This window comes from Acinetobacter sp. ANC_7553 (genome assembly GCF_056779895.1).
Map to the genome: position 1 here is coordinate 20,094 of NZ_JBWYIV010000012.1, position 13,243 is coordinate 33,336.

13 protein-coding genes and 1 pseudogene are annotated in these 13,243 nt (G+C 38.2%); 6 read left to right on the forward strand and 8 right to left on the reverse strand.

Translation table 11 applies throughout. From position 1 onward, the window contains the following. The first annotated feature begins 28 nt into the window (after positions 1-28). Genes tagF through AC1M9I_RS10440 form a run of 5 tightly spaced genes read left to right on the forward strand, consistent with a single transcriptional unit; the run spans position 29 to position 3,442 of the window. On the forward strand, positions 29-988 hold the full coding sequence (gene tagF, locus AC1M9I_RS10420) for a type VI secretion system-associated protein TagF (RefSeq protein WP_092766605.1): 960 nt from the start codon (positions 29-31) through the stop codon (positions 986-988). Then, positions 988-1,746 carry an OmpA family protein gene (locus AC1M9I_RS10425; RefSeq protein ID WP_481611019.1) on the forward strand — a complete coding sequence of 253 codons (759 nt, stop codon included), beginning with the start codon at positions 988-990 and terminating at the stop codon, positions 1,744-1,746. The genes tagF and AC1M9I_RS10425 overlap by 1 nt, the downstream gene beginning before the upstream one ends. 23 nt (positions 1,747-1,769) lie before the next feature. Then, positions 1,770-2,306, forward strand: a complete 537-nt coding sequence (locus AC1M9I_RS10430) for a PAAR domain-containing protein (protein WP_481611020.1) — start codon at positions 1,770-1,772, stop codon at positions 2,304-2,306. Then, positions 2,296-2,991, forward strand: coding sequence for a zinc protease (locus AC1M9I_RS10435; RefSeq protein ID WP_481611021.1), 696 nt, complete (start codon positions 2,296-2,298; stop codon positions 2,989-2,991). Before AC1M9I_RS10430 ends, AC1M9I_RS10435 begins: the two co-directional genes overlap by 11 nt. Positions 2,992-3,004: 13 nt before the next feature. Continuing rightward, positions 3,005-3,442 (forward strand): hypothetical protein, encoded by a 438-nt coding sequence (locus AC1M9I_RS10440; RefSeq protein WP_481611022.1) that lies wholly within the window; start codon positions 3,005-3,007, stop codon positions 3,440-3,442. A 204-nt stretch (positions 3,443-3,646) separates the two neighbouring features. Here the strand turns inward: AC1M9I_RS10440 and AC1M9I_RS10445 are convergent. From AC1M9I_RS10445 to ribF, 6 genes and pseudogenes are all read right to left on the reverse strand, one after another. Then, a pseudogene (locus AC1M9I_RS10445) lies at positions 3,647-4,659 on the reverse strand (IS30 family transposase). 433 nt (positions 4,660-5,092) lie between these two features. After that, on the reverse strand, positions 5,093-5,635 hold the full coding sequence (locus AC1M9I_RS10450; RefSeq protein ID WP_481611023.1) for an NADPH-dependent FMN reductase: 543 nt from the start codon (positions 5,633-5,635) through the stop codon (positions 5,093-5,095). 119 nt (positions 5,636-5,754) lie between these two features. After that, complete coding sequence (locus AC1M9I_RS10455) at positions 5,755-6,237, reverse strand: FKBP-type peptidyl-prolyl cis-trans isomerase (protein WP_035270560.1); 483 nt, start codon at positions 6,235-6,237, stop codon at positions 5,755-5,757. Next, the gene (lspA, locus tag AC1M9I_RS10460; protein ID WP_481611024.1) at positions 6,230-6,772 is read right to left on the reverse strand and encodes a signal peptidase II; all 543 of its coding nucleotides are present in this window, start codon (positions 6,770-6,772) and stop codon (positions 6,230-6,232) included. The genes AC1M9I_RS10455 and lspA overlap by 8 nt, the downstream gene beginning before the upstream one ends. Then, the gene (ileS, locus tag AC1M9I_RS10465) at positions 6,765-9,611 is read right to left on the reverse strand and encodes an isoleucine--tRNA ligase (protein ID WP_481594542.1); all 2,847 of its coding nucleotides are present in this window, start codon (positions 9,609-9,611) and stop codon (positions 6,765-6,767) included. The genes lspA and ileS overlap by 8 nt, the downstream gene beginning before the upstream one ends. Positions 9,612-9,672: 61 nt before the next feature. Next, positions 9,673-10,674 carry a riboflavin biosynthesis protein RibF gene (gene ribF / locus AC1M9I_RS10470; protein WP_092766599.1) on the reverse strand — a complete coding sequence of 334 codons (1,002 nt, stop codon included), beginning with the start codon at positions 10,672-10,674 and terminating at the stop codon, positions 9,673-9,675. Positions 10,675-10,863: 189 nt separating this feature from the next. Between ribF and AC1M9I_RS10475 the strand changes: the two genes are divergently transcribed. Then, on the forward strand, positions 10,864-11,433 hold the full coding sequence (locus tag AC1M9I_RS10475) for a 5'-methylthioadenosine/S-adenosylhomocysteine nucleosidase family protein (protein ID WP_481611025.1): 570 nt from the start codon (positions 10,864-10,866) through the stop codon (positions 11,431-11,433). Between the two features lie 77 nt (positions 11,434-11,510). Here AC1M9I_RS10475 and AC1M9I_RS10480 read toward each other — a convergent pair whose 3' ends face one another. Together AC1M9I_RS10480 and AC1M9I_RS10485 are read right to left on the reverse strand one after the other, a co-directional pair. Further along, positions 11,511-12,125 (reverse strand): TetR/AcrR family transcriptional regulator, encoded by a 615-nt coding sequence (locus AC1M9I_RS10480; RefSeq protein WP_035264923.1) that lies wholly within the window; start codon positions 12,123-12,125, stop codon positions 11,511-11,513. Between the two features lie 315 nt (positions 12,126-12,440). After that, complete coding sequence (locus AC1M9I_RS10485; RefSeq protein WP_481592770.1) at positions 12,441-13,235, reverse strand: ABC transporter ATP-binding protein; 795 nt, start codon at positions 13,233-13,235, stop codon at positions 12,441-12,443. Positions 13,236-13,243 lie beyond the last annotated feature (8 nt).

Below are 13,243 nucleotides of genomic sequence, written 5' to 3' on the forward strand. Positions count from 1 at the left end.
TTAAGATGGATCATCAGTAGGAGGCGATATGTACAGTGTGAAAACAACGCCTTTGTACTATGGTAAGAGTCCTGCTCGTGGCGATTTTCTGAAAACCAAAGGACAGTATTCTCTGATTCAAGTGATTGATCAGTGGATTACTGAAGCGCTTGAAATGGCAATGAGAAATCCAAACTTCGATCAAAATTACCAAAGTTTGGCATCATTAGATTTCTTTATTGCCAATCCGCGTGAAAATATGTTCTTGGTTGCAAACTTAGTGACCAGCCAAGACAGCTCAGGTCGTCAGTTTCCTATGGTGTTGAGTCACTTATTGGAAGTGGATGCACCCTACCAAAATTTGCTCTATGCACCTTATAGCTATAAGCCAGTTTTGATTGACTTATTTCAAAGAAACCGAGTGATTCGTCAAATTCGAGATGCTGATGATTTAATCGAAAAACTGGCTCAGCTCAAAAAAGAAATTCAAGTTCTTGATGTAACTGAATCAACCGCTTTTTTTGAAAATCACACCATGCATTCGTTTGCACAAATGATGAAAATATCGGTCTATGAGCTTGCACAAAGCATGATTGGACTAGGTCTTTTACTCCAACCTGTATTAAAAAATGGAACGAGTAAACTGAATAAGGTGTTAATTTTACCGATTCACAACCCTAGTTTTTGTTATGAAATCGCAGCATTCTGGGTTAGTTTAATCGCAAGATTTTTGCCAAAACATAATACCGAAGTGTTAATTGGTATTCTTCATTCAGAACGTCCAGTTTTATTATTTGGCTTTCAGGGCGCAGATATTGAAGCATTAAGTGATATTTTCAATCAAAACTTAAGCTCTGAACATTGGGTTTCATTGGTACAAGCACAGTGGATTGATCGCTATTTGGAGCAAAATGCAGGTCTTGCTGCACTCGAGCAATCTTTGTGCGAACGACAGTTAAGTTTAAATCAAGGAATGAAATTATTCCGACAGACTTTTATAGAAGAATAATGATGAAGAAAACCTTATTAAAGATTTCACTGCTTAGTTCGATATTGAGTTTAAGTGTTATATCGTTTGCGAAAGACATTATCGTTGAGGGAGTTGTTCCTAACGAGATGAGCAAACAGGCCATATTGAGTAAAATGAAAGTGGTCTATAGCCAAGACCAAATTATCGATAAAATTCAGGTTCGTCCTGTCACTGCACCCAATGGATGGAGTGATTCCGTAACCCAAGTCATCACACCTGATCTTAAAAAAGTTTCTCAAGGAAAATTGAGTGTAAGAGGAACACAAGTTGAGCTCACAGGTAAAGTCCTCAATCAAAATGATATCGTACCGACTCAAAATACATTTCAAAATTTAGTTGTGGCACCTTATCGCTTTAATGCACAGTTATCTGTGAATCATGCAGAACAAGCTATCATTGATAATGCTTTAAAAAATCGAATTATTGAATTTGCTTCTGGAAGTGCCACACTTTTACCAGCAGGCACACAAATTTTAGACGAAATGGTGGTTGCGCTAAACAAAGTTCAAGGCAAAAATGTCAAAATTATCGGACATACTGACAGTCAAGGTAATCCACAGAAAAACAAAGAATTGAGCTTGCAACGTGCGGATGCAGTAAAACAATATTTGATTGCGAAGAATATTTCACCTTCACGATTAAGTACAGCGGGTATGGGTGCTGATGAACCTGTTGCAGACAATGCAACGGAAGAGGGTCGTAAGAAAAATCGACGAATCGAGTTTGAAGTTCAATAAAATATTATAAAAGGAATAAGTGTATGGCTTTCCCTTATATTACGATTGGCTCTCCAACCACAGGTGGTGGGCAGGTTATTTCAGCAAATAGTTCTTTCTTAATCGAAGGTAAGCCAGTTGCTTGTGTAGGGGATAAGGCCACCTGTCCTAAACATAAAACAACGGCTACTATTATTTCAGGTGATCCATATATGCTAGTTATGGGCAAATCTGTTGCGAGAGTAAATGATAGTTTATCGTGTGGCTGTAAATTATTACCCAAACAAAATTTAGTAGTAGGAGCAACAGGAGCTAGTATAGGAAATAACCCAACCTCATTAATCTCTAATTTGGCTAGTAATTCTATAGTGAATCGAAATAGACAGTATGGTCAAAGATTTCAATTAAAAGATGAATTAACGGATGAAGTACTTCAAAATATTTGTTACGAAATTGAATTAAATGGAAAAGTAATTCATGGGCGAACCGATCAAAATGGATTTACAGAAGAGATTATCGGAGATAAAGAAGAAAAAATTTTTCTAAGAATAATTGCAGAGGATCATGAGCATGTCCACTAATAAACAAACTGTTTCTGAAGTAGAGGCAATGTTAAAAATCAAATATGGTATAGATCCTCCTACTAAAGTAGTTAGATTAGAAACTAAGAGATATCTGACAGCTGGTGAGATTGCTTTATCAAAATTAATTTTTAACAATTCTATTAATTACTCTAAAGTATTGATTAAAAGAGGTGGTTTATTAGGATTGCCTAACTCTACTAAAAATGCCATGACCCCATTTGGTGAAATTCATTTACCTGAAGAGTCTTTTTTAAGTATCAAAGATTTTTCAGTATCTAAAGAAGCCAGTGATAGAATATGGTTTATTCATGAAATGGCTCATGTATGGCAACATCAGCTTGGCTATAATAATTTTGGAGCAGGTCTAGAAATAGGCATTAGAGGTGGATATACAAGTGAATCTAAAGCTTATGACTATGACCTATTATGCGATGATCAGGATAAAAAACTTAACCAGTTTAATATGGAACAACAAGGTGAAATAATTAGCCATTATTATGATGCAGTCTATTTAACAAATTTTCCTAATCATGATTTACCTATTAGTCATAAAAAAAATTTAGCTCAATTAGCTGCTTTGAAAAAAGTATTACAAGATTTTCTTAATAACCCATCGGATAAAAATTTACTACCTCTAAATTACGGAAAGTTTTTTTGGCATAGCACTAAATCTAGATATTAATAGAGAATTAATTATGAAATATTTTTTGGTTGTTTTTTTTATAATATTTAATTCGAATATAAGTGTGCAAGCGAGCTCCAGTAAATATAAAGGTGGTGAGTTAAAAATAATTAAAAAAAATAATGAAGCCTGTTTTTATATTAATAATAAGGGGTTGAAAGGTGAATATGAATTAAATGTTTTTGATAAAAAAAATTTTTATAAAATATCTAATTATAGTTCAAATTTTAATAACTATTATCCATCACAGAATAACTGTATAAAAATTAAGTATAATTTTAAAAATAATTATATCTATACTGCTGTACTTGATTCGGAAGTTACAAATTTTGGTAGTGATTTTTGTTTTATTGGAAATGAATTAGGTAAATTTGATGGAGTTAAATGTACTATAAATAAAGCATCTTTTTGGGAGAGGATAATAAAATTTTTCAATGCCACAGAAAATTAATTTACATTTAAACTATATCATCGTATCTGCATTTATTATGCACAATAGTTAGTTGGTTTTTTAAATGTTAGATTCTCAAATGAAGTGCAACAGAGATTAAATTATTGGAAGGAGGCAAGATAAGTTAGCATTTTGCTTCCGACCGTCCAAAGTCAAAGTTGCATCATGAACTATACTTATCTTACCCAAGAAGAGAGGGCAGCTTCAAATGTGAGGTGCGACAGTTTTAAAAGCCTGATGATAATCAACCAACTGAACAAATTTCTCTAATGGTGTATGCCAATCAAGAGCTCTTCTCGGTCGAGTATTGAGAGACATTGCGACTTGATTTAAATAATGCTGATCTGCTTGGCTTAGGTCAGTCCCTTTCTGTAGATATTGTCTAATCAAGCCATTCATATTCTCACAAGTACCTCTTTGCCATGGCGAATGAGGATCACAGAAATACACTTCTATCCCTAAATCCTGTTCCAAAATCTGATATTCCGCCATTTCGCGCCCACGATCATAAGTCAATGTCTGACGTAACTCCGGTGGTAGATATTTCAGTGATTCTGTTAATGCTAAGCGAACTGATTCTGCTTTGGCATCAGGCAACACAGCTAATAAACAAAGGCGTGTATTTCGTTCAATCAGACTAGCTATAGCACTTTTATTGTCTTTTCCTTTGATCAAATCTGCTTCCCAGTGCCCTGGTCTTTTTCTTTCCTGAACCTCGGCAGGACGCTCATGTATAGTTTTTATCTCTTGTAATATCGAATCTTTTTTGGACTCTCCATTGGCTTTACGTTTTTTATTTTCACGTCTTAAGCACGATAATAATTCTTTTTTTAATTCACCTTTGGGCAAGGCTCGAATAGTTGAATAAATTGTTGTATGGCTGATATTCATAGCTGGTTCTGAACTCAAAAATTGTTTTATTCGTTTAGAAATTTGTTCTGGTGACCACAAACAAAGGATTTCTTCAACAATGAATTTCCATAATAAAGAAGCATTCAACTTAAGTTTTCTGTGACCACGTCTTCGTCTAGCCAATGCAGACTGTGAAGCGGATTCAGCGCAGTAAGATTCAGTTGTCGAATTGAGATTAAGTTCACGAGAAATCGTACAATGATGTCTATTAATTTGTTTAACAAATTTTCGGGGTGAAAAGTTTGCTTTTTATGTTCAAGCATTAATGCTGTTCGTTCTTGAAAACTCAGATGTGTATATGACAAAGTGACACTCCTATATCCAATTTAATAAGGATAGTTGTGTCGCACTTCAAGGTTTAGGCTGCCCTGTTTATGCAAAAGTATTACAGCAACAGCCATCAGATTTAACAAATAGTATTACGATGCAACAATTTCTAAAACAATGTTTTTTAAAATGATTCTACAAAATTCTGGTAAAGATAATAGCTTTGAAAATGATATTGAAATTAAACAAGTTAACTCTTTATGTGTAATGGGGAAATTTTTACTTTCTGAAAAGTATAAAAATGCTGTCAAATCTATAGCTTCCTGCATTTCATATTTTTACTTTAAGAAATATCCTATCTCTGTATGGTTTAACTATATGTAAATTTACCTTGTACGTATAGAAGCGATATAAGCCACAGCGTACATCAATATTCAAAAGATTTTCTATTGTGTACAGCTAAATCGGATCTTATGCACTTACATATTGCACAATTTTATCAAACGCAGATTTAAGCGCTTTGTCATCGAATTCATTGCCTTCGAATGTTTCATTGCGATTGCGTGCAAAAATATCGCGAATCTCAACCACGGCATTTGAGTCGACTAAACCTAATTGCGTAGCAACTTGACGGATTTGATCGATAGAGCGAGAGCCATTACTACCGCCATAACTGACATAAGCAGCAGGTTTTCCATTCCACTCTTTACCTAAATAGTCGAGTGCATTTTTAAGTGCAGGGCTGTAACCATGATTATACTCAGGACTAATAAATATAAATGCATCACCTTTCGCGATTTGAGCAGCCCATTCTTGTTGCTTAGGTTGATCATATATACCCGTTAGTGGTGGATTTGCTCCAGCGAAAAACGGTAAATCCCATTCTGTTAAGTCCACAATTTCTGTCTGAATCGTGCTGTAGTTATATGATGAAATCGTGTTTTGAACCCAATTTGCAACTTTAATGGCTGTGCGGCCTTCTCGAACGCTTCCCACAATAATTTGAATATTCACCAAATTAATCCTTCTAACTGTTATCACACTGACTTTAAAATGTTTTTTTTAAAAAGGTAGATCGAAAATGTATCTAAAAAAAAGCGCCATAAGGCGCTTTTTTATGCACGAATCAGGCATTACATAATTTTGATGCCTTGCTGACCTGCTGGTGTTACTTTGAAAATTTCAACTTCAAAAGTAATATCTTTACCAGCAAGCGGATGGTTAAAGTCGACCTCAGTGATATCATCACCAACCGATTTAACCACACCATATAATGACTGCTTTGCTTTATCTTCAAACTCAATCATTTGACCTTCAGCAGGACGTTGCTCAAATTTAACAGTATCAAATTTTTGCACGTTCTCTTGGTTCCAAGGGCCAAAAGCATCTTCAGCAGGTAAACTTACTGTACGACGGTCCCCCGCACGTAAGCCAAATAAAGCTTTTTCAAAACCAGGCAATAAGCTGCCATCACCTATCACAAGGCTTACAGGTTCTTCGCGACTACGTGTATTATCAATTTCAACACCATTTTCAATGGCTACTGAAAAGTGTAAATGTACTTTTGAACCCGCTTCAATGCGAGTATCTTCATTTGGATTAATAAAATCAGTCATTTTGCGCTTCCGCACGTTGAATACGATGTTTCTCTAAGAAAAAAGTATCGATCAGCATTAAGATGGTACCTAAAGTAATGGCACTATCTGCAAGGTTAAAAGCAGGGAAGTGACTATTGTTGTAGTAGACATGAATAAAATCAACAACATAGCCTAAACTTACTCGATCAATAAGATTACCAATCGCCCCACCTAAGATGAGTGCGATGGCTAAAGGCAATACTTTCATGTTTTTTGGCATACGAATAATCCAAAACACAAAAATAACCGAGACAATTCCTGCAAGTGATGTAAAGAAATAACGTTGCCATCCACCGGCATCGGACAAGAAACTAAAGGCAGCGCCGTAGTTATGTAGTAATGTCCAATTTAAAAAAGGTAAAACAGGTACAGGGTCTGCATAAGTCAGATGTGTACTTGCTATCCATTTAGTCCATTGATCCAAAATAATGGCAACAATAGACAATCCTATCCACCACAAATTGTGGGGATAGAATTGGAATAAACCTTTTTTATTATTTTGTGGATTAGGCATATTTTCTCTCTTCGCCTTGACCTGTAGGGAGGTTAATAATACAACGACCACATAGTCCTGGATGTGATGGATGTGTATTCACATCAGGCAGAACATGCCAGCAACGAACGCATTTTTCGCCGTCAGCAGCAGAAACTTTCACATTCAAGCCTTCTAAGTCAGATACTTCACCTTGTGCTGCATCGAAACTATTGACCATCACTTGTGAAGTAATGAGAACGAAACGAAGTTCATCGCCTAATTTGTCTAGAACGGCTTTAAGTTCATCATTCGCCCAAAGCTCAACCTTAGCAGACAAGTTTGAACCCACAGTTTTCGCACCACGTGCTGCCTCGATAAACTTATTCACTGCCGATTTCACATTGATCAATGTTTGCCATTCAGTTTCTGATACGACATTGGCACTTGATGCAGTCGGAATATCATACCATTCAGCAGTGAAGACATATTTCTCAGTTTGACCGGGAATCAATGGCCAAGCTTCTTGTGCGGTGAACGTTAAAATAGGTGCCATCCAACGTACAAATGCTTGAACCAAATGGTACAACGCAGTTTGTGCAGAACGGCGTGCTTGAGAATCTGCTTTGGTGGTGTACTGACGGTCTTTGATAATGTCTAGGTAGAAACCACCTAAATCGTTGATACAGAAATTCGTCAGCGCACTTGTCACGATATGGAAGTTCATATCTTCGTAAGCTTTCTGAATCGTTTCTTGCACTTCTGAAGCACGTTGCAAGATGTATTGATCGAGTGCAATCAAATCATCAATCGCTAAGCAATCAGTCGTAGGTTGGAAACCATTTAAGTTTGCTAACAAGAAACGCAATGTGTTACGAATACGACGGTAACCGTCTGAGGCACGGTTAAAAATTTCTTTACCTGCGGTCATTTCATAACGGTAGTCTGCAGATGCGATCCAGAAACGAAGGCCATCAGCACCCATATCTTTAATGATATCTTGCGGCGTGATGACGTTACCGATCGATTTCGACATCTTACGGCCTTTCTCATCGACCACGAAGCCGTGTGTCAACAAGCCTTTATACGGTGCGCGTTCGTTGATTGCCATTGAAGTCAACAATGAAGATTGGAACCAACCACGGTGTTGGTCTGAACCTTCAAGGTACAAATCAGCAGGGTCTTGTAGCTCTTCACGTTCACGAAGGACTGCAAAGTGTGTTGTACCTGAATCGAACCATACGTCTAAAGTATCTCGAACAGCGTTATAGCAATCTGCATCATCACCGATGAATTCGCGTGCATCACGGTTATACCAACCATCAATACCTTCTTGTTCGATGAGTTTAGCCACTTCTTCGATCAATTCAGGTGTACGAGGGTGTAACTCGTTAGTATCTTTATGAACGAAGAATGGAATTGGCACACCCCAAGTACGTTGGCGAGAGATACACCAATCTGGGCGACCTTCGATCATCGCTTGAATACGGTTTTTACCCCAATCTGGTACGAACTCAATATTATTTTCAATCGCGTTCAATGCACCTTGGCGTAGACCTTTGGCATCCATGCTGATGAACCATTGTGGTGTTGCACGGAAGATAATAGGTGTTTTATGGCGCCAGCAATGTGGGTAGCTATGTTTAATCACAACATGTGCCCAAAGTTTGCCTGCTTCAGTCAATGCTTCAATAATTTTTGGATTGGCTTTGTAGATGTGCTCGCCTGCAAAGAGTGGCGAAGTTGGTAGATACACACCATTACCACCGACTGGGTTTTCAACTTTTAAGTTGTACTGTAAGCCAACTTTATAGTCGTCTACACCATGACCTGGTGCAGTATGTACAGCACCTGTACCGCTACCGTCAGTCACGTGCTCACCTAAGATTACAGGCACTTGGCGTTCAGCGATCAGTGGGTGTTGCAGAACAAGGTTTTCAAGTTTTGCACCAGTGAATTCTGCAAAGACTTCAAATGCAGTAAAACCATAACGCTGAGTAGCTGATTCAACCAATGATTTCGCAAGAATGAAGTTTTGAGGTACTTTGTCTTCGCCAGTCGCTTTCACAAGTTGATATTCGAGATCAGCATGAAGCGCAACCGCTTGGTTGGCAGGCATGGTCCAAGGTGTTGTGGTCCAAATCACGATGTCGGTACGTTCAGCAATGTCTACACCCAAACGTGCAGAAAGGTCAGCTAAATCAACAACGCTGAAACCCACATCAATTGCGTCTGATTTTTTATCTTCGTATTCAACTTCAGCTTCAGCCAATGAGGAACCACAGTCTAAACACCAGTTGACGGGCTTAAGACCTGGTTCGATATGACCTGCTTTGGCAATAGCACCCAATGAACGCACGATGTCGGCTTCTTGTTTGAAGTTCATCGTTAAGTACGGATTGTCCCAATCACCAAACACGCCCATACGCACGAAGTCTTTCTTTTGCAGTTCAACTTGTGTGTAAGCATATTCACGGCAGGCTTTACGGAATGTAGAAGCATCTACTTTTACGCCGACTTTACCGACTTTTTCTTCAACTTTAAGTTCAATTGGAAGACCATGACAGTCCCAACCCGGTACGTATGGTGCATCAAAACCATCCATCACTCGGCTTTTAATGATGATGTCTTTTAAGACTTTGTTAACCGCATGACCTAAGTGAATTTGACCATTCGCATATGGAGGGCCGTCATGAAGCACATATTTTTTCTTGCCAATACGCGACGCACGAATCTGCTGATAAATGTTGTCGGCATACCACTCTTCTAACCATTTCGCTTCACGTACTGCGAGATTTGCTTTCATCGCAAAGTCAGTACCTGGGAGGTTTAGCGTGGCTTTATAGTCCACTGCATTTTCAGGAGTTTGCTTATCGCTCATGCAAGTTGTCTTCCAATTTAATCAGTCTAAAGCTGACGCGTTTTACAAAAATTAAGGAGTATTAATAAGGAAAGTTGGGGTTATTTCGGCGAAACTCAAGCAGTTGCTCAACATCATCATCGATCCCAGCTTTGAGTGCTTCTAGCGAAGGATAATTCTTTTCGCCATGAACAAAGTTCAAAAATGTTACCCGCATTAACAGGCCATACAGATTAGCAGAAACATCAGGGAAATGTACTTCTAATCGCCACTCTGGATGTTCCTGTTCGATGGCTGGTCGGGTGCCGACATGTCCTGCACCGAAAAGGGCTGTAGCCTTATAACCAGCGATACCTTGATATTCGGCATTTTCATTGCGAACTTTGTCTTTTAACGATTCTGTTTCACAAATCACTTCAACACCATAGATGCCATGCAAACAGGGTTTATGGCGGTTTAGACGAACATTGATAGTTGGAAAGTTAATGGTGCGACCGATTTGATCACCATATTGAACACGACCCGTAATGCTATACGGGCGACCAAGTAGCTCCGCAGCTTTTTTAAGATCACCTGCAGCCAAAGTTTGGCGTATTAAGGTGGAGCTAATACGCTCGCCATTCAGTTCAACGTTATCTAAATCGGTGACTTGAAAACCATAATCGCGCAAGAATTGGCTATTACCTTGTCGGTTTTTCCCAAAATGATGATCTTCACCGAGTACCAGACTTTGGGTATTCAGTTTGTATTTTAGAATATCAGCAAACTCTTCCGCACTTAAATTACGGAAAGTGTCATCAAATTTGGCAACAACAATATAGTCGATACCAAGTGCAGCCAAATGTTCCACTTTTTCACGTAATGAACTAATTCGTGGTGGTGCATCGTAACTTTTAAAATATTCTAAAGGCTGTGGCTCAAAAATCATCACCACAGTTTTTAAATCTTGTTGTTGTGCTATGTCTTTTAATTGCTGAACCATCGCCTGATGACCCAAATGAACACCATCAAAATTGCCAATGGTGACGGCAGTTTTGGGCAATTGAAAGTTGGGCGCTAAAGCATTCAGACGGAGTAGCTTCATGGGCGAAATGGTGACTAAAATTAATTTGGGCTATATATTGCCATATTCTCACAGTTTCGTCTTGTTGTTGTGTTTTTATTCAATACTTTTCTTATTCTAGATCAAGACGCTTGAGTCATTAGATCAAAGAAACTTTTATTTCGGGATATATTTTTGTCTAATGTATTCCATTCGAAATTTAATGAGTAAGTGATGTCTGATCTAGCCCTAATTATGGCCTTAGCAAGCGAATCTAAAGGATTATTCGAAGCTGAAAATATTGCAGTACATTACAGTGGTATTGGTAAGGTCAATGCAGCATTTAAAGCTTTTGAAGTGATTCAAAAAACGGGATGCACAACTTTGCTGAATTTAGGAACAGCAGGAAGTTCGCATTTTGATGCGCATTCCTTGGTTGAAGTAACAACATTTGTACAGCGAGATATGGATGTTTCACCGCTTGGCTTTGAAGTTGGTGTTACACCGATGGATCAGGAATTTCCCGCAGCGATTAACCTAGAGCCGTATTTTCAACATCTTCCCAAGGGCATTTGTGGGACTGGCGATAGCTTTGAAACTGGTGAACCTAAGGTGCCATGTCAGTTGGTTGATATGGAAGGATATGCGCTCGCCAAAGTATGTAAGAAACTTGGCATTCGTTTGATTTCCGTGAAATACATTACAGATGGGGCAAACGACACCGCACATTTAGATTGGGAGGAGAACTTGTTGTTGGGCGCTCAAAAATTATTGGCTTTATATCAGAGTATGGAACACTAGATTTTTAAGATTTTGGCGACCATAGAAACTATGGTCGTATGCCAGAGATCAATCTCGAAGAGATTTAGAGAAACCAATTATGGTCGAGGTAAAATACCGTATAGCATCATATGGACTGTATGCTCAATGGTACGTTGATACATGGTGCGATTGCGCAAGGTTTTTCCCGTTACCATTTCAGTTTGGGTGCTAAAATCAGCATAGTTTTGTGTGATACCCCAAAGGTTAATAATTAAAACCTCAGCATCGATCTTGTCTGATATTTTGCCTTGCTCTTGCCACGTGGAAATGACTTTAGATTTGCGTTTGAAGAGTTTTTTTAATGGGCCTTTCAAAATTGGCAGGATATGTGGTGCGCCTTGGATAATTTCTAAAGCAAATAATTTTGATGCCTTATGTTGAGTACGAGAAACCTCAATCTTTTGCATGAGATATTGCGTGATCGCTTCAGCAGGCTCTAAATCAGCTTCCAACATTTGCAGTGGAGCTAACCATTTTTGCATGACAGTAGTCAGCACTTCGACATAGAGCGCTTCTTTATTTTCATAGTAATAGAAAATATTCGATTTGTGCATTTCCGCGAGTTGTGCAATTTCATCTAAGCTTGCACCACTAAAACCATACACAGAAAACACATCTAATGCAGCAGCTAAAAGCTGTTGACGTTTTTGCGTACTCTTCTTTTGTTCCATCTCGTCAGTAAATTATAAAAAGGAACCTCAAATTGTACGGCAAAACGTGCGATTTGTGCACAAGGATTAGGGCATTTGCAAAAGAATATGAAGAATAATTGTGTAGTTAAGTGATAAAACTAATAATAAGACACATGTACAATCTATTTGATAAACAAATACATATTACTCATGTGGGAAATGCTGATCGAGAATATCTTTTAATTTAATTAAAAAAAGCCATTTATCAGTACGAAAAGTGTCTAATTTTCCGACGAAAATTAGACACTTCCATTTACCTTATTCAACAATTCAGAATGTCATATTTTGTATCGCTTAAGTTGAAAGTACGGCTTCTAAAACTTGTTGTTCAAGCTCTGCAAATTTGACATTTTTTTGTCGCGGTCGTGGTAAATCTACTTTGAACTGATGTGCGATATGACCTTTATCGAGCAAAATAATACGATCTGCTAACTGAACAGCTTCACTGACATCATGTGTCACTAAGATGGTGGTGAAGCCTTGTTCTAGCCATAGTTTCTCGATTAAATTTTGCATGTCTAAACGCGTAAGCGCATCTAAAGCCCCCAAAGGTTCATCAAGTAATAGTATTCGAGGGGTATGAGACAAGGCACGTGCTAGCGCTGCTCGTTGACGTTGTCCACCTGAAAGTTGTGCAGGCCAAAGTTCAGCTTTTTCATTTAAGCCAACTTTTTCCAATAATGCTTCAGCCTTATCATGCTGGGATTTATCTAAGCCCAATTGCACATTTTTTAAAATGCTTTTCCATGGCAATAGGCGAGGATCTTGGAACATGACGCGGATGTCATCAGCGGTAATACCTTCACGAAAGTTCAGTGCAGATTTAAATTTAATCTCACCATAACTCGGTTGTTCTAAATCCGCGATTAACCGTAACAACGTACTCTTACCACAGCCACTTCGACCCACAATGGCAACAAATTCACCAGGTTCTATATGTAGGTCTAAATCCTCTAATACTTTAACTTTGCCATAGAACTTGTGCAGTTGTTCAATATTAATTTCTGCACCGATCTTTTGTGGAGCTGATCTGGCATGATCTGGAATGACATGTTCATCAGCGAGATTTGAAATACTTAAATCAGTCATACGCATTC

Bases quoted from the DNA above. Each gene is read 5' to 3' on its own strand.
- AC1M9I_RS10430 (WP_481611020.1), top strand. From the start codon at position 1,770: ATGGCTTTCCCTTATATTACGATTGGCTCTCCAACCACAGGTGGTGGG.
- AC1M9I_RS10485 (WP_481592770.1), bottom strand. From the start codon at position 13,235: ATGACTGATTTAAGTATTTCAAATCTCGCTGATGAACATGTCATTCCA.
- AC1M9I_RS10455 (WP_035270560.1), bottom strand. From the start codon at position 6,237: ATGACTGATTTTATTAATCCAAATGAAGATACTCGCATTGAAGCGGGT.
- tagF (WP_092766605.1), top strand. From the start codon at position 29: ATGTACAGTGTGAAAACAACGCCTTTGTACTATGGTAAGAGTCCTGCT.
- AC1M9I_RS10440 (WP_481611022.1), top strand. From the start codon at position 3,005: ATGAAATATTTTTTGGTTGTTTTTTTTATAATATTTAATTCGAATATA.
- AC1M9I_RS10425 (WP_481611019.1), top strand. From the start codon at position 988: ATGATGAAGAAAACCTTATTAAAGATTTCACTGCTTAGTTCGATATTG.
- lspA (WP_481611024.1), bottom strand. From the start codon at position 6,772: ATGCCTAATCCACAAAATAATAAAAAAGGTTTATTCCAATTCTATCCC.
- AC1M9I_RS10435 (WP_481611021.1), top strand. From the start codon at position 2,296: ATGTCCACTAATAAACAAACTGTTTCTGAAGTAGAGGCAATGTTAAAA.
- ileS (WP_481594542.1), bottom strand. From the start codon at position 9,611: ATGAGCGATAAGCAAACTCCTGAAAATGCAGTGGACTATAAAGCCACG.
- AC1M9I_RS10480 (WP_035264923.1), bottom strand. From the start codon at position 12,125: ATGGAACAAAAGAAGAGTACGCAAAAACGTCAACAGCTTTTAGCTGCT.
- ribF (WP_092766599.1), bottom strand. From the start codon at position 10,674: ATGAAGCTACTCCGTCTGAATGCTTTAGCGCCCAACTTTCAATTGCCC.